Annotated in this window: 15 protein-coding genes; 11 read left to right on the top strand and 4 right to left on the bottom strand. The window is 72.6% G+C overall.

The features are described from left to right. Window positions 1–143 precede the first annotated feature (143 nt). The 7 genes from IWX89_RS00150 to IWX89_RS00180 all read left to right on the top strand — a co-directional run bounded on the left by IWX89_RS00150 (window position 144) and on the right by IWX89_RS00180 (window position 6,616). Window positions 144–1,178, top strand: coding sequence for a LacI family DNA-binding transcriptional regulator (locus IWX89_RS00150; RefSeq protein WP_196901582.1), 1,035 nt, complete (start codon window positions 144–146; stop codon window positions 1,176–1,178). A gap of 1 nt (window position 1,179) precedes the next feature. After that, on the top strand, window positions 1,180–2,700 hold the full coding sequence (locus IWX89_RS00155) for a sugar ABC transporter ATP-binding protein (protein WP_196901583.1): 1,521 nt from the start codon (window positions 1,180–1,182) through the stop codon (window positions 2,698–2,700). 18 nt (window positions 2,701–2,718) lie between these two features. Further along, window positions 2,719–3,690, top strand: a complete 972-nt coding sequence (locus IWX89_RS00160) for an ABC transporter permease (protein ID WP_196901584.1) — start codon at window positions 2,719–2,721, stop codon at window positions 3,688–3,690. 55 nt (window positions 3,691–3,745) lie between these two features. Next, complete coding sequence (locus IWX89_RS00165; protein ID WP_196901585.1) at window positions 3,746–4,690, top strand: substrate-binding domain-containing protein; 945 nt, start codon at window positions 3,746–3,748, stop codon at window positions 4,688–4,690. Further along, the gene (locus IWX89_RS00170; protein ID WP_196901586.1) at window positions 4,687–5,610 is read left to right on the top strand and encodes a ribokinase; all 924 of its coding nucleotides are present in this window, start codon (window positions 4,687–4,689) and stop codon (window positions 5,608–5,610) included. The genes IWX89_RS00165 and IWX89_RS00170 overlap by 4 nt, the downstream gene beginning before the upstream one ends. Continuing rightward, a complete protein-coding gene (gene rbsD, locus IWX89_RS00175) occupies window positions 5,607–5,990 on the top strand; it encodes a D-ribose pyranase (protein ID WP_196901587.1) in 384 nt (127 codons plus the stop codon). The genes IWX89_RS00170 and rbsD overlap by 4 nt, the downstream gene beginning before the upstream one ends. 98 nt (window positions 5,991–6,088) lie before the next feature. Beyond that, window positions 6,089–6,616 carry a pyridoxal 5'-phosphate synthase gene (locus tag IWX89_RS00180; protein ID WP_196901588.1) on the top strand — a complete coding sequence of 176 codons (528 nt, stop codon included), beginning with the start codon at window positions 6,089–6,091 and terminating at the stop codon, window positions 6,614–6,616. Window positions 6,617–6,655: 39 nt separating this feature from the next. Here the strand turns inward: IWX89_RS00180 and IWX89_RS00185 are convergent, their stop codons facing one another. Next, window positions 6,656–8,107: a glycosyltransferase gene (locus IWX89_RS00185; RefSeq protein ID WP_196901589.1), complete on the bottom strand. Its 1,452-nt coding sequence runs from the start codon at window positions 8,105–8,107 to the stop codon at window positions 6,656–6,658. Window positions 8,108–8,280: 173 nt separating this feature from the next. On the opposite strand from IWX89_RS00185, the gene IWX89_RS00190 reads away from it, so the two are divergent. After that, entirely contained in the window at window positions 8,281–9,234 is a 954-nt protein-coding gene (locus IWX89_RS00190; RefSeq protein WP_196901590.1) for an oxidoreductase, read from the top strand. A 27-nt stretch (window positions 9,235–9,261) separates the two neighbouring features. Here the strand turns inward: IWX89_RS00190 and IWX89_RS00195 are convergent, their stop codons facing one another. Then, a complete protein-coding gene (locus IWX89_RS00195) occupies window positions 9,262–10,353 on the bottom strand; it encodes a nucleoside hydrolase (RefSeq protein WP_196901591.1) in 1,092 nt (363 codons plus the stop codon). A gap of 40 nt (window positions 10,354–10,393) precedes the next feature. Next, window positions 10,394–11,800, bottom strand: a complete 1,407-nt coding sequence (locus IWX89_RS00200) for an MFS transporter (protein WP_196901592.1) — start codon at window positions 11,798–11,800, stop codon at window positions 10,394–10,396. A gap of 112 nt (window positions 11,801–11,912) precedes the next feature. On the opposite strand from IWX89_RS00200, the gene IWX89_RS00205 reads away from it, so the two are divergent. Continuing rightward, window positions 11,913–12,701, top strand: coding sequence for a GntR family transcriptional regulator (locus tag IWX89_RS00205; RefSeq protein ID WP_196901593.1), 789 nt, complete (start codon window positions 11,913–11,915; stop codon window positions 12,699–12,701). Between the two features lie 11 nt (window positions 12,702–12,712). Here the strand turns inward: IWX89_RS00205 and IWX89_RS00210 are convergent, their stop codons facing one another. Further along, complete coding sequence (locus tag IWX89_RS00210) at window positions 12,713–17,521, bottom strand: zinc ribbon domain-containing protein (RefSeq protein ID WP_196901594.1); 4,809 nt, start codon at window positions 17,519–17,521, stop codon at window positions 12,713–12,715. 166 nt (window positions 17,522–17,687) lie between these two features. On the opposite strand from IWX89_RS00210, the gene IWX89_RS00215 reads away from it, so the two are divergent. Together IWX89_RS00215 and IWX89_RS00220 are read left to right on the top strand one after the other, a co-directional pair. Next, the gene (locus IWX89_RS00215) at window positions 17,688–18,641 is read left to right on the top strand and encodes an ABC transporter ATP-binding protein (RefSeq protein ID WP_196901595.1); all 954 of its coding nucleotides are present in this window, start codon (window positions 17,688–17,690) and stop codon (window positions 18,639–18,641) included. Beyond that, the gene (locus IWX89_RS00220; protein WP_196901596.1) at window positions 18,589–20,250 is read left to right on the top strand and encodes an ABC transporter permease subunit; all 1,662 of its coding nucleotides are present in this window, start codon (window positions 18,589–18,591) and stop codon (window positions 20,248–20,250) included. The genes IWX89_RS00215 and IWX89_RS00220 overlap by 53 nt, the downstream gene beginning before the upstream one ends. The last annotated feature ends 25 nt before the right edge of the window (window positions 20,251–20,275 follow it).

A 20,275-nucleotide genomic window follows, 5' to 3' on the forward strand; every position in this document is an offset into this window, starting at 1 on the left:
CCGGTTCCCGACGGCCGCCGTGTCACACCCGGCCGGCGCAACCGGCTGTTGACATCCGGCGGTTGACATTCAGTCTGGCGTCGATCTAGTATGGAATCGTTTCCATGGAAACGATTCCATACAACACGACGAGGTGACACCCGATGGTTGCGATCACGATCAAGGACGTGGCGGCGCTCGCCGGCGTCTCGGTGGCGACGGCCTCGCGGGTGCTCTCCGGCAACCCGGCCACCTCACCGGACTCCCGGGCACGTGTCGCCGCGGCCGTCACCGAACTCGACTACCGGCCCAACGCCCAGGCCCGCGCCCTGCGCTCGACCCGGTCGGACTCGATCGGCCTCCTCGTCTCCGACGTGCGCAACCCCTTCTTCGCCGACCTGGCCCACACCGTGGAGCAGGCCGCCCTCGCCGCCGGCTATGTCACGCTGCTCGGCAACGCCAATGAGCGCAAAGAGCAGCAGGACCGATACCTCAACACGCTGATCTCCCGCCGGGTGGACGGCATCATCGTGGCCCCCCTCGGCGACGGCAGCGGCAGCATCCGTTCGCTCATCACCCGGGAGATCCCCACCGTCTTCGTCGACCGCACCGTGGACGGCCTCGACATCCCGAGCGTGACCACCGACAGTGAGGCCGGCATCCGGCAGGCCGTTGAGCATCTCGCGGCGGCCGGGCACACCCGGATCGGCTATATCTCCGGACCGCAGGCCACCTCCACCGGCCGGGACCGGTTCGCCGCGTTCACCCGGGCGATCGCCGTCGCCGGACTCAGCCAGGATCCCGACCTCGTCTACTTCGGCGACTATCAGGCGGCCAGCGGCTCGGCCGGCGTGCACGCCCTGCTGCAGCTGCGCGAGCCGCCCACAGCCCTGCTCGCCGCCGACAGCCTGATGGCCGTCGGGGCCATCGCCATCCTGCACAAGCTCGGCCGCCGGATCGGCGCCGACATCGCGCTGATCGCCTTCGACGACATCGAATGGTTCGCCCTGCTCAACCCCGCGCTGAGCGTGATCTCGCACAGCGTCGAGGAGATGGGCCGGATCGCCGTGGACATGCTCCTCCAGGTCATCGATGGCGGCCAGCCGGAATCGGTGGTGCTGCCCAGCGAACTGATCGTGCGCGCCTCGTCGTCGACCCCCACCTCACCCGCATCCGGGCCCAGCCTAAGGACGAACTGAAATGAGCCAACAACCACTCGTCACCCTGCAGAACGTGGGCAAGACGTTCGGCCCGGTCACGGTCATCAAGGACGTCACCGTGAGCGTCTACGCCGGCAAGGTGCAGGTACTGCTCGGTGAGAACGGCGCCGGCAAGTCGACCCTGATCAAGATGATGGCCGGCGTCTACCAGCCCGATGCCGGCCGGATCGTCGTCGACGGCAAGACCGTCACACTGCCGACCACCCGGGCCGCCGAGGAGCTCGGCATCGCCACCATCCACCAGGAACTCAACCTGGTGCCCACCATGAGCATCGCCGAGAACGTGATGCTGGGGCGGATGCCGACCAAGCACGGCATGGTCGACCGCAGCGCCCTCCGCAACCGGGCCCGCGCCGCTCTCTCCCTGATCGGCCTCGACATCGACGTCGACACCCTGGTCGGGGAGCTCGGCATCGCCCGGCAGCAGCTCGTGGAGATCGCCAAGGCGCTCAGCATCAACGCCCGCATCCTCATCCTGGACGAGCCGACCGCGGCCCTGACCCGGCACGAGACCGAGAGCCTGTTCGCCGTGATGGCCGACCTGCGCAGCCGCGGCGTCGGGATGCTCTTCATCAGCCACCACCTCGACGAGATCGCCGAGGTCGGCGACACCGTGACCGTGCTCCGCGACGGCGAGTTCATCGCCGAGGTGCCGGCCTCCACCCCCGAGGACGAACTCGTCAAGCTGATGGTCGGCCGGAGCATCGAGGACCAGTATCCTCGCAGCACCGGCGCCGCCGCCCAGCCCGCCGGGACCCAACCCGCCGAGATCCTCGCGGTCGAACACCTCAGCTCGAACGGGCAATTCTCGGACATCTCCTTCACCGTGCGCGCCGGCGAGGTGCTCGGCATCGCCGGTCTGGTCGGTGCGGGCCGCACCGAGCTGATCCGCGCCATCGCCGGCGCAGACCACTACGACTCCGGCACCGTCACCGTGCGCGGCAGGGCGCTGCCCAAGGGCAACATCCAGGCCGCGATCAAGGCCGGCATCGGGCACGTCCCCGAGGACCGCAAGGGGCAGGGCCTCGTGACGGGTGCCTCGGTCAACGACAACCTCGGCTACGCCACCCTCGCCTCCACCGCCCGGCTCGGCCTGGCCGACTTCGCCGGCCAGCGCAGCCGGGCCCAGGCGGTCGCGACGAAACTGCGCATCCGGATGCACACCATCGACCAGGCGGTCGGCGCCCTCTCCGGCGGCAACCAGCAGAAGGCGGTCTTCGGCCGCTGGATCATCGCCGCCTCCACCGTGCTCCTGCTCGACGAACCCACCCGTGGAGTCGACGTCGGCGCGAAGGTCGAGATCTACGAGCTGATGAACGCGATCACCGCGGCCGGCGGCGCGATCGTCATGGTCTCCAGCGAACTTCCCGAGATCCTCGGGATGAGCGATCGCATCCTCGTGATGCGCGACGGCAAGCTGGCCGGCGAACTCACCGCGGCCGAGGCCACCCAGGACGCAGTAATGACACTCGCCGCCCGCGATGTCGACGAGAAGAACTGAAAGAAAAGGGATCCACGCATGTCAACGACAACCCAGCCCGCAACGAGGCGCGGCTTCGACTACAAGAAGTTCCTCGCCAACAACGGCGCCCTGGTCGGCCTCGTGGTGCTCTGCATCGCGCTGTTCATCGCGACCCCCGACTTCCTGACCGGGCAGAACCTGCTCAACATCGGCATCCAGGTCTCCACCGTGGCCGTGCTGGCCTTCGGCATGACGTTCGTCATCGTCGCCGGCGGGATCGACCTGTCGGTCGGCGCCGTCGCGGCCCTCTCGGCGATGGTGTCGAGCTGGCTGTTCGTCAGCGCCGGCCTTCCCGGCTGGCTCGCCCTCGTCGGCGGACTCGTCGCCGGCCTGCTCGCCGGCGTGGTCAACGGCCTTGCCAACGCCTACGGCAAGCTGCCCAGCTTCATCGCCACCCTCGCCATGCTCAGCGTCGCCCGCGGACTGACCCTGGTCATCTCCGACGGCCGCCCGATCAAGACGCCCGCGGAAGTCTCCTTCCTCGGTGGAAACCTGGGTCCCGTGCCGATGCCCATCGTGGTGCTCCTGGTGGCCGCCCTGGTCGCGTCGTTCCTGCTCAACCGCACCGTCATCGGCCGCTCGATGTATGCCGTCGGCGGCAACGCGGAGGCGGCGCGCCTGTCCGGACTGCCGGTCAAACGCATCCTCGTCACCGTGTTCGCCCTCGCCGGACTCTTCGCGGCGCTGGCCGGGCTGCTGCTGGCTGGCCGCCTCGACTCCGCCCAGCCCCAGGCCGCGGCGGGCTACGAACTCGACGCCATCGCCGCGGTCGTCATCGGCGGTGCCTCGCTCTCCGGCGGGCTCGGCAAGATCTCGGGCACCTTCGTCGGCGCCCTCGTGCTCGTGGTCATCCGCAACGGCCTCAACCTGCTCAACGTCACCTCGTTCTGGCAGCAGGTCGTGATCGGCCTCGTGATCGCCCTCGCCGTCGGCGTCGACGTGCTGCGCCGCAAGACCCGCAACAGCTGAGCCGTCCCGCTCACTCCCTCACATCACCACCCGCCCCACCAACAAAGGAAAAACAATGAAGTCCTCCTCATTCCGCAAGATCGCCGCACTTACCGCCACCGCGGCCCTGATCCTCACGGGCACGACCGCCTGCGGCCGTGGCGGCGGAGACGCGGCCGGCAGCACCAAGATCGTGATGGCCATCTCCACCCTGAACAACCCGTTCTTCGTCGAACTGCGGGACGGCGCCCAGGCGGCCGCCAAGACCGCCGGCGTGCAATTGAACATCGTCGACGCCCAGAACGACTCGGCCACCCAGGCCAACCAGCTGGCCACCGCGGCCGCCGGCGCCACCAAGGCTGTCATCGTCAACCCGGTCGACTCGGATGCCGCGGCCTCCGCCGTCAAGGCGCTGACCAAGGCCAACATCCCGGTCATCGCCGTCGACCGCACCGTCAACGGAGCCGATCTGACCTCCCTCGTCGCGAGCGACAACGTCGCCGGCGGACGGCAGGCCGCCGACGAGCTCGCCAAGTCGATGGGCGAGAAGGGCAGCGTCATCGCCCTGCAGGGCGTCTCCGGCACCTCCGCCAGCCGTGACCGCGGCGCCGGGTTCGAGGAAGGCATGAAGGCCTACCCGAACATCACGGTCGTCGCCAAGCAGACCGCGAACTTCGACCGCGCCGCCGCCCTCGACGTGACCACGAACCTCATGCAGGCGCACCCCGAGGTGACCGGGCTGTTCGCCGAGAACGATGAGATGGCCCTCGGCGCAGTCCAGGCCCTCGGCTCCCGCGCCGGCACGGAAGTCATGGTCGTCGGCTTCGACGGCACCGCCGACGGCCTCGCCGCCATCAAGAAGGGCACCCTCGTCGCGACCATCGCGCAGCAGCCGGCCGAACTGGGCAAGCTCGCCGTCGAACTCGCCGTCAAGGCCATCAAGGGCACCAAGGTCGACAAGACCGTCCCCGTCGAGGTCGTCTCCGTCACGAAGACGAACGTGGGCGACTTCGCCAAGTGAGCTCCTCCACAGCATCAGTGGTCGTCGTCGGATCGATCAACGTCGACCAGCTGATCACCATCGAACGCCACCCACTGCCCGGTGAGACCCTGATCGGGAAGTCGATGGAGTTCCTCCCCGGCGGCAAGGGCGCCAACCAGGCGGTCGCCGCCGCCCAGCTGGGTGCCGTCGTGAGCCTGGTCGGCGCCGTCGGCCAGGATGCGCAGGCCTCGGTCGCCACCGCGATCCTCACCCGCGCGGGTGTCGGCCAGGCGGGCGTGCACGCCGTCGACGGCCCGACCGGTCTCGCGCTGGTGACCGTGGCCGACGACGGGGAGAACACCATCGTCGTCATCCCCGGCGCCAACGCTCACCTGGGCGCGGATGCCGTCACGGCCCATGCCGCCGAGATCGCCGCGGCCGCCGTGGTCGTGCTGCAGGGCGAGATCCCGGCCGCCGGCATCGACACCGCGGCCCGTCTCGCCACGGGACGGGTGGTGCTGAACCTCGCGCCGGTCATCCCCGTGGCCGCCGAGACGATCCGGCGCGCCGATCCCCTCGTGGTCAACGAGCACGAGGCTGCCCTCGTGCTCGCCCAGGTCGACCCCGGTGCGGGAATCCCCACGGCGGACGAAGACCTGGTGGCCCGCCTGCGCGCCTGGGGTGTGGCATCCGTGGTGCTCACCCGCGGCGCGAAGGGGGCGATCTGCTCCGACGCGAGCGGCACGACCAGCGTGCCGTCGCCGGTGGTGTCCGCGGTGGACTCCTCCGGCGCCGGCGACGCGTTCGTCGGTGCGCTGAGCGCCCGGCTGGCGGCCGGAGCCTCGCTGCTGGACGCGGCACGGTTCGCCGTGCGGGTCGGCGCCTTCGCGGTGCAGGACCGTGGCACCCAGACGTCGTACCCGACCCTGGCCGACACCCTGCCGGAGGTGCTCGCATGAAGCGCGGCGGCATCCTGAACGCCGAGCTGTCGGGGGCCATCGCGCGGCTCGGGCACACCGACCTGGTGCTGCTCGCGGACTGCGGGATGCCCATCCCGCGCGGCGTGCCGGTGATCGACCTGGCCCTCGTGCACGGCGTGCCGCGGTTCGAGCAGGTGCTCGACGCGCTGCTCGGCGAGCTGGTCGTGCAGCACTGCATCGCGGCCGACGAGGCGCACGGGGCCCCGGCCGGGGCCTGGCTGGCCGACCGGTTCGACGAGATCGAGTACATCAGCCACGAGAAGCTGAAGGACCTCTCCGCCTCGGCGAAGCTGTTCATCCGCACCGGCGAGGCCACCCCGTTCGCCAACGCGGCGCTGGTCTGCGGCGTCTCGTTCTGACGCTCGCGGCTCAGGTTGGGGAAGGCGGCTCAGGGAGGACCCTGCGCCCGCTTCCCCAACCTGAGCCGCGACCGGCGTGCCCGGAGTAGGCTCGCCGGATGACTGAAGCCTTCCGCCGCCGGCTGCGCGCCCTGCCGGATTTTCCGAGCGACCTGCCCGTGTTCGACCCGGCGACCGCGCCGGACGACCCGACGGTGTTGTTCAAGGAGTGGTTCGAGGACGCCCTCGCCGCGGGCGTCCCGCAGCCTCACGCGTTCAGTCTCGCCACGGTCGGCCCGGCGGGCATGCCGTCCTCCCGGATGCTGATCCTCAAGAACCTGGATGCCCGGGGCTGGCAGTTCGCGTCGGCGCGTACCTCCCGCAAGGGTCGCGAACTCGGCGAGAACCCACAGGCCGCGATGAACTTCTACTGGTCGCGCCTCGGCCGGCAGGTGCGCGTGCTCGGACCGGTCTCCGAGCTCTCGGCGGAGGCATCCGCCCTCGACTGGGCCGAGCGTCCGGCGGCGGACGGCGGCGCCAACCCGGCCTGGCAGCTCTACGCCCTGCGCCCGGTCGAGATCGAGTTCTGGCAGGCCAGCGTCGACCGCAACCACGTGCGGCACCGCTACGAGCTGTCCGCCGGCTGAACCGGGGAACAGACCGGGCAGGGGAACAGTCCGGGCCGGCTACTTCCAGCGGCGCGCGGAACCCGCCAGGTACTGCGTGTAGCCGGCCAGCGATGCGAACGAGCAGATCACCTGGTAGCCGAGCAGGAAGGCCAGGTAGCCGACGGCGTTGCGGCGCACCTGCAGGTCCAGCGGGCCGAACACCGAGCGCCGCTGGTGCCGGCGGAGTCCGCCGTAGATGAGCAGGGTGACCGGGAGCACGGTCAGCGCCCAGGCCGAGACGATCGCGGGGACGCCGAAGAGGAACAGGATCAGGCCCGGCAGCCAGATCAGGGCGTAGCCGACGTCGAGCAGCGGGATGACGTAGTCGATCCCGCTGATCAGGCCGGCCAGCCGGCGCTTCTGCCGCCACGGCGGCACCGCGTGCAGCCCCTCGAACATGCCGCGGGCCCAGCGCGCCCGCTGCCGCAGGAAATGCGGGACGGTCGCCGGGGCATCCGTGAACGCCACGGCGGTGGGTTCGAACAGTACCCGTCCGCCCTGCTGCAGCAGTTTCCAGGTGACGACGATGTCCTCGCCGATCGCGTCGGGCCAGCCGCCGATCGCCTTCACGTTGTCGGTGCGGTAGACCGAGAACGCGCCCTGGGCCACGAGGGTGGCCTGGTAGAGGCCCTGCATGCGCTTCACGGCGGCGATGCCGAGGTAGTAGTCCCACTCCTGCATGCGGGTGAGCAGGTTGACCCGGGAATTGCGCACGAGCACGGTGCCGGCCACGGCGACCGTGTCGGCCGGGGCGGACTCGAGCCGGGAGACCAGGCGGCGCAGGGCCTCGCGGTGCAGCAGGGTGTCGGCGTCGACGGTGATGACCCAGGGCGTCGTGACCGTCTCGAGGGCGGTGTTGAGGGCGTGCGACTTGCCGGGGCTCGGCTCGGGGATCACCTGCAGGGTCATGCCCGCGGCGGCGGCGGTGCGGGCGGCGACGGCGGCCGTCCCGTCCTCCGAGCCGTTGTCGGCGAGGATCACGGTGACCTCGCCGGCGTAGTCGCTCTCGCCGATGCACCGGATCGTGTCGGCGATCCCGGCCTGCTCGTTGCGGGCCGCGACGATGATCGTGACCGGTGACACCGGGTTGCTGATGCGCAAGGGCGGCTGGCGGTCGAGGAGCAGCGACATGGTCATCAATGCCACCACGAAGCCGGGCAGGTAGGCGACGAGGGCGACCATGACCCAGGCGGCCGGCTCGCCGACGCTGCGGGAGAGGTCGGCGATCCACGGCTGGGAGATCGAGACCGCCGCGCCCGTCCACGCGGCGGCGAAGAGGGTCGAGAGCAGGAACTTGACCGTTACGGTCAGGTAGAAGCCTTGGTAGGCGTGTTCCGGGTGTTCCGGGTGTTCCGGGTGTTCCGGGTGTTCCGGGTGCTCCGGGTGTTCCGGCCGGGCCGTGGGCGGCGTCCCGTGCGGGCCCGCGGGCGGGCGGGAATCGGCGTGCTGCGCGTGCGTCGTGCCGGACATCGTGTAACCCCTCCCCTCAACGCTATGCCTTCCCCGGGTTCGAGAACGAGGGAGCACCCTCCCAGTTCGGGGGCCAGGCCGGGCCTTTTGCTCTGTGCGGGGTCGGCCCGGTGCGGCATCGTTTACAGTGCTCTTAGTGCGCCGCCGGAGCGCCAGTGAGTGAGGACGACACCATGGCCCGAAGCACATCGCCCCGTTCCGGCTGGACCGCCGCCGACATTCCCGATCAGGCCGGCCGCACGGCCATCGTCACGGGAGCGAACTCGGGGCTCGGCTTCGTGACGGCGTCGGAGCTCGCCCGGCATGGCGCATCCGTCACCCTGGCCGTGCGCGACCCCGACCGGGGCGAAGAAGCGGCCGCCCGCATCCGGGCCGCCGCACCGGATGCCTGGGTGCAGGTGCGCACGCTCGACCTCTCGAGCCTGGCCTCGGTTCGCGCCTTCGCCGGCGCGTGGGCCGACGAACACGTCGACGGGCTCGACCTGCTGGTCAACAACGCCGGCGTGATGAACGTGCCGCGGCGGCTCACCGCGGACGGATTCGAACTGCAGTTCGGCACCAATCACCTCGGCCACTTCGCGCTCACCGGGCTGCTGCTGGGCTCCCTGCTGCGCCGCCCGGCCGCCCGGGTGGTGACGGTCTCCTCGACCCTGCACCGCCGCGGCCGGATGAACTTCGACGACCTGATGGGCGAGTCCGCCTACAGCGCCTGGGGTGCCTACGGCCAGAGCAAGCTGGCCAACCTGCTCTTCACGAGCGAGCTGGCCCGCCGGGCCGCGGCGGCCGGCCTGCCGCTCCTCGCGCTCGCCGCGCATCCCGGTTACGCCGACACCAACCTGCAGGCGGTGGGTCCCTCGATGCGGGGCAGCGCGTTCCAGCGGGGCGTGTCGGCCCTCGCCAACCGATTCCTGGCCCAGCCGGCCGAGATGGGTGCGCTGCCCTCGCTTTATGCGGCGACGGCTCCCGGCCTGGCCGGCGACTCGTTCGCCGGGCCGGACGGGCGCGGCGAGCAGCGGGGTCACCCGCGCCTCGTCGACCGGTCGGCGGCGGCGAAGAACGGGGCGGATGCCCGTCGCCTCTGGGAGGAGAGCGAACGCCTCACCGGCGTGCGTTACGCCCTCGGCTGAGCGGGCCGGCCGCTCCCGCGGCCCCGCTCAGGCGGCCACCGATTCGGACAGGCCGGCGGCGTAGGCGGGTTCCGGCAGGGGCGCAGCTGCGGTGGGCCGTGCCGGAGCCGTGGCCCGCGCCGGCGCGAGGGCGAGGATTCGCTCGAGCAGGCGCGGCGCGGCATCCCGGCGCAGGGACAGCAGCACCCGGGCCTCGTGCGGGTTCTGCCCGTTGCGCACGTCGGCGCTGACCACGCCGTCGACCTTGGCGAAGTAGGTCTGGCCGCGGCGCGGGCCGGTGGTCGTGTCGACGCCGATCCGGAGGGTGGGCATCCGCTCAGGGTCGAGGTCCCCGGCGGCGAACGCCGCGGCCAGGCAGTCGTGCGGGGACATCCGCCGGGTGCTGACGTGCTTCTCGTAGTAGGTGAAGCAGGTGCCGAGCATTTGCGCCAGCGCCTGCTGGGTGAGGCCTTCGGCGGCGGCCAGCGCACGCCGGTGGGTCTCGTCGAAGGAGTGGGCGAGGGCCACGTCCAGCGGCACCAGGGTCACCGGCCAGCTGGCTGCGAACACGTCCGCGGCCGCCTCGGGGTTGGCGGCGATGTTGGCCTCGGCGAACTTGCCGGCGTTGCCCGGCGCGAAGACGGCACCGCCCATGACCGTCACGCGGCGCACCAGTCGCGGCAGTTCGGGGTCGAGGTAGAGCGCCTCCGCGAGGTTGGTCAGCGGCCCGGTGGCGATGATCTCGAGCTCGCCCGGGTGCTCGTGCGCGAGCCGGATCAGGAGTTCCGTGGCGCTCTCGTCCACGGGGTGTCGGCGCGAGCGGGGGAGCAGCACGTCCCCGATCCCGTTCCGGCCCTGGCCGTTCCTGCCGTGCCCGGGGGTCCCGGGCACGGGCCCGGCGACCGGGTCGTAGCCGCCGACGGCGACGGGGATGTCGTCGCGGCCGGCCGTGGCCAGCAGGTTCAGGGTGTTGGCGGCGGCGACGGCCGCGTTCACGGCGCCGGCCACGGTGCCGATCCCGGCCAGGCGGATGCCGGGCGTCGCGAGCAGGTAGGCGAGCGCCAGCGCATCGCCGACCCCGGTGTCGCAGTCGAGGTAGACCGGGGTGGGCGGGGTGGGCGGGGTGGGGTGGGTGTTCATCGGTGAACCATCCATTTCGGGGTCGACGGGTTCGAGGAGGTCAGGCGCCGGTCTTGACGGCGGCGCGCAGGATGAGGGAGGCGAGGAAGGACCCCGTGGTCAGCAGGGCGGAGATCCAGAGCGCACCCTGGTAGCCGGCCGCGGATGCCGTTGCCACGGCGGGCGCGACCAGGGCGATGCCGGTGCCGATCCCGATCCCGAAGCAGGCGCCGTTGAGACCGGGCAGGGCCCCGCGGGCCTCGGGCGGGGAGTTGAGCACGGACACCCCGTTGACCGCGCTCTGGAACAGGCCGAGGTAGCAGATCCCCATCACGATGAGCAGGCCGAAGACGGCCCAGCGGTCGAGGGCGAACACGGCCAGGGCCACGGCGACGAGTGCGATCAGGCCGCTGCTGAGCCGGAGGGAGGTGATCCAGCCGATCCGCACGGCCACCCAGCCGGAGAAGATCGCCGCGGTCACGCCGAACAGGGCGGTCGGGGAGAGGTAGAGCAGCGCGGACATCGACGCGTTCAGTCCATAGCCGACCTGCCGGTCCTGGCTGAGCATGATGACCGTGAAGTTGAGCGCCGAGTACGCTCCCGCCATGGTCAGGACGGTGCTGACCAGGAGCGGCCAGACCTGCCGGGAGCGCAGGGCCCGGATCGGGATCAGGGGCCGCATGATGCGGTTCTCGACCATGACGAAGGCGACGGCGGTGACGAGGGTCCCGCCGAGGCAGGCGATCGTCAGCGGGTCAGACCAGACGGCGGAGGAGACCTGCGAGATCAGGCTGGTGACCGAGACCAGGAAGAGGGAGAGGATGCCGGCGCCCCACCAGTCCATCGACCCGGCGTGCGTTCCCGGCTCGTCCCGCGGCACGAACCGGGCGACGCAGGCGATCGCGATCAGCCCGAGAACGAGGGTGATCACGAAGAGGAACCGCCAGCCGATGGTGTCGGTCACCAGGCCGCCGAGGAGCCCGTCGACGCCGAACAGGCCGCCGTTGACCGAGGTGATGATGCCGACCGCGATCCCGAACAGGCGGGAGTCCAGCCGCTCGGAGAGCAGCAGGAAGGAGATCGTGAAGGTGGCGCTGGCGGCGCCCTGCAGCACCCGTCCCACGAGCAGCATCGCGAGGCTGGGGGCGAGCACGCAGACGACGGTGCCGACCAGGAGCATCGTGAGCACGATCACCAGGCTGCGCCTGCGGCCGATGAAGTCGCTCCAGCGGGAGAACACCATGCCGAACACGGCGCCGGCGAGGAAGAAGACCGACTGCACCCGGGCGACGTCCCGCATGCTCTCGCCCAGCTGCTCGCCGATCGCGGGCAGGGCGGCGGAGAGCAGGGTGGCGTTCAGCTGGAAGGTGAGGATGGCCAGCACGAGCGTGCCGATCAGCACCCCGGCGGAGCGGGGAGCCCGGTCCCGGACGGGTGCCGGGATCACTTCGGGGGCGAGCACGAGCATGAACGAACTCCTTCGTTGGAGCAACCACAAGGTCGATACGCTCAGTGTACATGCATGTTATACACGTGCACCAGATCCGCCCGGTATACTCGGTCGCAACCCGGGGAGACGAATGGATCGACGCACTGAGGCGGCCCTGGCCGGGCCGCTCGAGAGCACCGGCGGGATTCCGCTGCGCGTGGCCGTGTACTCGCGGATCACCGAGGCCATCCGCGACGGTTCGCTGCCGATCGCCTCCCTCCTGCCCTCGGAGACCGAACTCGGCGCCGCGATGGGGGTCAGCCGCACGGTCGTGCGCGAGGCGCTGATGCTCCTCGAGGAGGACCGCTTCGTGCGCAGCCGCCGGGGAATCGGCCGATTCGTCGCCGACCGGCTGCCGCACCTCGGGTTGCAGAAGATCCGCCCGATCGAGGACCTGCTCGGCGAGACGGGCCGGCCGGTGCAGGTGCGACGCACCCAGAACGCACTGCAGCCCTCGTCGCCGGCGTTCACCGCCGACGCGATCGGGATACTGCCCGGCGAACCGTCCTGGTTCATCGAGAGCGTCATCTCCCGCGACGGCGCACCGATCGCCCTGCTGCAGGAACACGTGCCGAACGAGGGCCTGGACCGGTTCAGCCCGGCCGCCGTCACGGCGGTCTCCGACGACCGGGCGGATGCCCGCAGCGTGCTCTCCGCCCTCATCGCGGTGCTCGGGCCGACCTTCGGGCCCGGCGAGACCGACATCACGATCGGCGTTCCGGGGGCAACCAGAGGCAAGCTGCTCGGGCTGCCCGCGAACAGCCCCGTGCTCATCCTCACCCAGACCCTCGAACGCGAGGGGCACCCGTTCTACCTCTCCAAGGCCCTGATCAACACGAACACCGTGCAGCTGACGATCAGCCACTCCGCGCAGTCCTGACCGGGTCGTCCTCAGCGCAGCGCGGAGATGCCCAGGGCGATCGCCTTGAGGTTGCCGATCCGCTGCTCATAGCGGGCGGCGAGCACGATCAGCACGGTGCCGCCGATCCCCAGCCACAGCCACCACGGCACGGCCCCGTAGGCCAGCGAGATCCACGGCCAGAGCTGGGCGATCGCGTGCACGAGCAGCACGACGGCGCCGATCACGAAGGGCGCCTGCAGGCGACGCACCGCGCCGACCACGATCACGACCGTCGCGACGACGCCGAGGCCGACCACCCGCCAGAGCGGGCTCTCGGTCACGTCGAGCAGCAGTGACGGCACGAGGAGCACGAGCAGGCCGGGCGCGAACCAGGACCAGCTGCGCGCGGCCGGCGTCGCCTCCAGGTGCAACCAGCCCGTGGTCAGCAGCGCGACGGCCAGCGGAACGCTGACGATCTCGATCGTGTCGGGGGCCGCGTGCGCGAAGCCGGCCAGCACGGCGACCGCCCCGGCCGCGATGAACACCCAGCTGACGCCGCGGCCGAGCGGGCTCTCGTCGAACCAGAACGCGGCCAGGTGGAGCGAGGAGAAGGTCCAGACGAGCAGGATCACCCGGATCGTGGCCAAGGGCGCGAAGTCGAGGGCGGGCAGCTCCGCGGCGAGCACGAGCGCGGTCGCCAGGATGACCAGGGCGTAGCCGAGGCGGAGCGCCGCGGCATCCGTCGGCCGCCCGGCGCCGGTGGGCACCGTGCCGGCGGGCAGGGTGACGGCGGCACGGTGCGCTCCGGTGACGAGGATGGTGCCGGCGACCACGAGAGCGAGCGCGGCCGGGAGCAGCCAGGCCTCGAGCCGGGCGTCCGGGCCGGCGGGCGCCTCGGCGAGGAGTCTCACGATGCGCCCGCCCGCGGCCGAGACGACGGTCACCAGGCCGAGCATCAGGGCGAGCCCGGCGGGCGCCCTCCACCGCGGGTGGGGGGTCAGGACGGCCGCGGCGACGGCCAGCGCGCCGCCGACGGCGAGCGTGAGGATGGGCCGCAGCACGGTGTCGCCGTCGGTGAACGCGCTGGGCAGCAGGCCGATCGCGAGGCCTGCCCCGAACCGGCGGGTGGCGAGTGCGTCGAACGCGGGGCCGCCGGCGCGGAGCCGGGGCAGCAGCTGCCCCGCGACGACGAAGAGGCCGAGCGGCACGGTGACGAGTTCGAACGGGTCGACCGCGCCGGTCACGACCGCGGCGAACGCCACGAGCACAGCCAGGGCCACCGCCACCCAGCCGGTTTCCGCGCGCAACGGCCCCCGGGTGCCGTCCCGGGTGAGGGCGAGCAGGTGCAGCGCGCCCAGCCCGAGCACGAGCGCGGTTCCGCGCAGGGTACCGGCCCCGCCGTCGGCCTGGCCGCCCGCGCCGTCGAAGCCGGCGATCTCGGCGAGGCTCACGATCGTGAGAACGCCGGCCAGCAGCAGCGTGCCGGCGAGCCGGCGCACGGACCGGGTGCGGGCATCCGGGTGGCGGGGCAGCAGGAACGCGGCCGCCGCCACGACGACCAGCGGGAGCAGCCACAGTTCGAGGCGGCCGTCCGGCAGCCCGGGTTCGTTCAGCACGGTGACCGCTCGGGCCACGACGGCGACGGCCAGGCCGGCCGTCCCCGCGGCGCCGGCTGCCGCCAGGTAGGCCGACCGGGCCGGCGACCAGCGGATGCCGGCGGCGGCCAGGGCGAGCAGGGCGCAGACCAGCATGACCACGATCGGGCGGGCGACCGGGCCGGTCTGGCCGGCCACGGCGAGCGGCAGCACGGCCACGAGCAGACCGGCCAGGGTGAGCAGGGCGGCGACCGGGCTGGCGGCGGCGACCCGGTCGACCCGGCCGAACCGGCGCACCAGCACGGCCACGACGAGCAGCAGCCCGGCGACGGGGAGCACGAAGGGTTCGAGGGCGTCCGTGCCGGCGGCGGAGAGTCCGCGCCAGAGCCCGGCGATGCCGAGGCCCATGGCCAGCCAGCCCAGGTGGCGGCGCGGCGAGCGGGAGGCGAAGAGGCCGTCGGCCGCGATCGCCGCGACGAGGGCCGCGACGCCGGCCACGAGCAGCACCAGCCAGCCGACGTCCAGGTCGGCGGAGACGGCCCAGGCGGCGGCCGGCACGAGCACGAGCGCGGCGCCGGCCTCGAGGGCGAGCCGGTCGCGGTCCCGGTCCGCGGTCCCGGCCGTTGCCCCGGTCCCGGCCGTGGCTGCGGATCCGGCCGTGAGCCCGCCGCGGGTGCCGAGGAACAGGGCGAGGGCGAAGACGAGCAGCGCGGCGGCCGCTGCGGGAAGGGCGAGGGTGGCCACGGCGGCCGGGGCATCCGTCGCCCGGATCACGCTCCACCCCAGCAGCAGGAGCACCGGGGCGAGCGCCCCGGCGGCGGTCAGGCGCTCGCGGTGCAGCTCACGGTTGCGGCCCGCCAGCACCCAGACCAGCGGCGTCGCGAGCAGGAGCGCCGCGTGCGCGATGCCCGCGGCCGGTTCGGCCTGCAGGAGAGCGGCGTGCTCCGCGGGCGTGAGGCCTTCCGCGATCGCGGGGAGCGGCAGCGCGAAGGCGGCCGCCGTGGGGACGAGCAGGGTCCAGAAGGCCCAGCGGCGTTCGGTCGCCCCGAACAGTGGGAGGGGGACGGCCACGAGAAGCTGGAGCAGGGCCGTCACCAGGGTGAGGCCGCGGAGCTGGTCGACCAGCCGGGCGTCCCCGATCGGCGCCGCGCCGAGGTTCAGCGCCCAGGGTGCGGCGACGGCGGCGACCAGGGTCAGCAGCAGCGCGCCGGCGAGCAGGGCCCCGCGGGCCGAGGCGCCCTTCATGCGGTCGACGAGGAGCCTAGCGGTGAACAGGGCCAGGATCGCCCCGGCCGAGCCGACCCACCAGCTGCCGCTGCTGTTCCAGCTGACCAGGTAGCCGAAGAGCATGGTGGAGGCGAGGAAGGCGACCATGATCGGGCGGAACGGGCCGAAGGATGCCCGGCCGAACCGCTCCACCAGCAGACCGAGGAGGGACAGCACGCCGAGGAGCACGTAGACCAGCGCGACCAGCCAGAGCGCGCCGAGGAACGGAACCGCGAGCACCGCGACGACCGCGAACAGCCAGGCGATGACACGGGCCCTGGCCTGGAGGAGGCCGCCGAGCGCCCAGGCGAGCGTCGTCAGCAGGCCGACCCCGGCCAGGGCGCCGAGCGCCCAGACGTTCTCGGAGACGAGCGGTGCAAGCGGATCGCCGGCCCCGGACAGACCCCCGGCCACGGCGCCGGCCAGCGGGATGGCGGCATAGAGGCCGACGAGCAGGGCGAAATTGGCGGCCGCGAACGCCGCGGTCAGGGCGGAGACGATCGCTGCGGTGCGGGTCGGCCCCGCGCTCCGGCGGGCCAGGAACTCGAGGGCGAGGGCCAGGCCGACGGATATCAGGATCGGCGCGGCCGTGGCGAGGGCGAGGTCGTCGGCCCTGAAGGTGGCCAGCGGAGCGATTGCCACCACGGCCAGGGTTGCCAGTGCGGCCGTGCCGTAGGCGAACGTGCGGTGCAGCCCGCCGGCCGCCGCGGCGACCAGCACGACGACGGTGTGCAGCAGGGCGACGGCCGCCACCACCCCGAGGGTGAGGACAGGGGCGAGCGCGTTGTCGGGGTCGACGAACGCGGCGGCGAGGGAGGCGCCGGCCAGGGCCAGGCCGCCCAGGGCGAGCACGGTGACGCGCTCGGGCACCCGGTCGATCGAGGGCCAGCGGCCGCCGCGGACGGCCGGGGCGGCGGCGGGGTCGGCAATCGGGGCGTCGGCGACGGGGGCAGCGGCAACCCGGGCGGCGGCGACCGGGGCGTCGCCCGGCGCGGGCAGGGTGAACCGGTGCACCAGCGCGCCGATCGACGCGCCGAGGAACGCGAGGTAGAGGCGCGTGGCGTCGGGCTGCCCCGTCGCCAGGCCCGCGGTGAGCAACCCCAGCCCCGGTGCGGCGGCGGCGAACCCGGCGACGCTGGCGACCCGGAGCCGGGAGACGGCGTGCCAGCCGAGGAAGAGGACCGTGCAGGCCACCAGGGTCACGCCCCAGTAGGCCAGGGCGTCCGTTCCGGCCAGCCCGAAGAGGTCGTTCTGCCGCAGGGCCCAGGCGTCGAGGAGCACGAGCACCACGGCGAGGGCGCCGATGCCCTCGGCCGTCGCCACGAGAGTGCGGCGGCGCAGGAACGCCGCGGTGACGAGCGCCGCCACCGTGACCAGGCCGACGATCAGCGAGCGCACCGCAAGCCCGGCGAAGAGCCACGCCACGGTGAGGAAGAAGATCGCCGCGACCGACACGAGCGTGACGCCGACCAGCAGCAGGAGGATCTGCACGCTCGAGCGCTTCGGCGGCCGGGGTGCCCCGGCGGCGTGGGGCTCGGCTCGCGGCGGCGGCGCCAGCTGCGAGCCGACCGGGAGCAGCGGCTGGGCGGGCAGCGCCGCGACTGCCGGCACCGCGAAGACCGGCGCCGCGGCGGGAGTCGTTGAGGATTCGGGGGCGGCGGCCGTCGGCGTAGCGACGGCCGCCGCCCCGGCTGCGGGCGCGACCGGGCCGCGGGGGAGCGGCGCCTGCGCGGCACGGGCCTGCTCGAGGTCGAAGCGGATGCGCCCGATCAGCGCGACGCGCTTGTCGAGCAGCGCCGCGGCATCCGTCGACGCGGCCAGCAACTCCGTCGCCGCCGGGTGCGAGAGGTCGAGCCCGCAGGACGGGCAGCGGACCGATCGCAGCCGGGACTGGCAGGCGGGGCACTGGGTGACATCGGTCAGGTCGGCGGGCCGGCGAGGCCAGAGCACCCGCCCCGCGAACTGCGCGAACGAGCCTGGTGTTCCGGTGCCTGACATCGTTGCCCCTCGCTGGATGTGAACCTTCCCCACAGGCTAGCGGGTGGTGTCGCCGGTCCGCGGCCGGTGCGGCGGGCTTGACCGTGGTGGGTGCCGGTGGGACGCTCGCAGCACAGCGGCACGAACACCTCGTCGTGCCGGACGGCGAAGACGGCGGGAGCCCATCGTGCCGAATCACACCCGGATCGGGGCGGCCGGCGGCGACGTGGCCATCGAGTGCGCCGGCCTGACCAAGGACTACGGGCTGGGGCGCGGGGTCTTCGACCTCGACCTGGCGGTGCGGAAGGGAGAGGCGTTCGGGCTGGTCGGGCCGAACGGGGCAGGCAAGACCACGCTGCTCCGGCTCCTGATGGACCTGGTGCGCCCCGACCATGGGCGGGCCACCCTGCTCGGCCTGGACGCGCGCCGGGACAGCCTGGCGATCAAGCGCCGGGTCGGCTACCTGCCCGGCGAGCTGCCGCAGTTCCCCGGGGTGAGCGCCGGCCACGTGATCGCGCTGCTGGCCGGGCTCCGCGGCGGCGTCGATCCCGAACGCATCCGGCTGCTCGCCGATCGACTCGAATTGAATCTCGACCGGCGATTCTCCGACCTCTCGCACGGCAACAAGCAGAAGGTGGGGCTGATCCAGGCGTTCATGCACGAGCCGGAACTGCTGCTCCTGGACGAACCGACCCTCGGCCTGGACCCGCTGATGCAACGTGAGTTCCGGCGGCTGGTCGAGGAGGCCGTCGCGGCGGGCGGCACGGTGCTGCTGTCGTCCCACGTGCTGGCCGAGGTCGAGCTCGTCTGCACCAGGATCGGCCTGATCAGGGCGGGCCGGATGCTGCGCTCGGGTTCCCTGGAGGAACTGCGCACCGTGCGCCGGCACCGGATCGACGCCATCGTGCGCGGCACCCTCGACCCGGCGGAACTGGCCGCCATCCCCGGCGTCACCGACCCGCGCGTCGAGGGCGACCGAGTGAGCTGCACGATCCACGGGCCGGTCGGCGCCCTGCTCGCCTGGCTCGGCACGGCCGATGTGCAGGAGCTGGACAGCCGCGAACTGTCGCTCGAGGAGATGTTCCTCGATGAGTTTCAACCCGCGAAGCTACCGGCGCCGGCCGTGGGCACTGGTCGCTGACAGCATCCGCTCGCTGCGCGTCAGCGCGACGGCGTGGGTGCTCGGCGGCACCGCCGCGATGTACGCGATGGGGCTCGCGGTTGCGAGCGAGATGTCCCGGTTCCCGGGAGGGCCGCAGGCGCTCGCCGAGAGCATCCTGACCGGGGCGGAGGCACTGCGGCCCCTGCGCTGGCCAGCCGAACGCCTCGACACCCTCGGCGGCTATCTCACGCACCACAACATCACCCTGATCACCTTCTTCCTCACCATCTACGCGGCCGTGCAGGGTGCCCGGGCGATTCGCGGCGCGGAGGACCGGCAGTCCCTCGAGGTCGTCCTCGCGACCGGCTGGTCCCGGGGCGCCGTCATCCGGGACCGCGCGACCGGGTTCCTGGTGACGCTCGCGCTCATCTCGCTCGGCCTCGGCCTCGGGGTTGCCCTGTCGATGGCGGCCGGCGGCGAACCAGACCTGGCCGGCTCGCTGATCACCATGGCCGCCGCGGGGCTCTGCGCCATGGTGGGCTACTCCCTCGGCCTGCTCGTCTCCCAGCTGACAGCCTCGGCGGGGGTGGCAGCCGGCCTCACGTCCATCCTCCTCACCATGCTCTACGTGGCCACGAACGTCTGGGAGGAGATCGGAGCGTTCGGCGCCGTGCGCTTCCTGTCGCCGTTCTTCTACGCCAACGCGTCCCGCGCGCTCGTGCCCGGCTACGGCCTCGACCTGCCGGCCCCCGGGGCGCTGGTCGCGCTGTCGGCCGTTCTCCTGGCCGGCGCTGCCTGGGCCAACGCCCACCGCGACTACGGGTCGCCGCTATGGCACCGGATGCCGCGGCAGGCACCGCCCGAGCATCTGGCCCCGCGGCGGCGGCACCTGCCCGGCGCGGTCTGGACGGCCGACCTGTGGCGCGGCCGGTTCGGGCTGCTGGCCTGGTTCGTCGCGGCGGCCGCGTTCTCGGTGCTGATGGCCGCGCTCCAGCCGGCGGTGATGGATGCCTGGAACGCGTTCGACTTCATCGGCGGCATCACCGGCGGCGGCGCCGGGACGACACCGGAGACCGCGTACTTCTCCTTCTCGGCCGAGGTGGTCGTCGGGATCATCGCCGCCTTCGTGGTCAGCCAGTCGGCCAGGTGGGTGGCGGACCGTGCGCAGGGTCGGGTGGAGTTCATCCTCGCGGCCCCCGTGTCCTGGTCGCGGCTCGTGGGCGAGCGGTTGCTGGCCCTCCTCGTCGGCGTGGCCGTGATCACGGCCGGATCGCTGATCGGCCTCGCCGCCGGCGCGGCCGGGGTCGGGGTGGAGCTCAGCATCGGCGGGATGGCCCGCCTGGCCGCGGATTGCCTGCTGCTGGGGGCAGCGCTCGGCGCCGTCGCGGCGGTCGCCGTCGCGGGGCTGCGGAGCGGGGCATCCGTCACCGGCCTGGCGGTGTTTGTGGGGGCGTCGTACCTGCTCGGGTTCCTGGTGCCGCTGTTCGGCTGGCCGGACTGGACCAACCGGTTCTCGGTCTTCAGCGCCTTCGGCCACCCCTACCTCGAATGGCCGCCCCTGGCGGGGGTTCTGGTGCTGTTCGGCCTGGCCGTCGGCGGAACCCTGCTGGCGGCGGCCATCGCGGAACGCACCCCCAAGGTCGACTGACCAGGTCGCCTGACCAGGTCGACTG

Source organism: Cryobacterium sp. MP_M3 (assembly GCF_015752155.1).
Lineage (GTDB): Bacteria > Actinomycetota > Actinomycetes > Actinomycetales > Microbacteriaceae > Cryobacterium.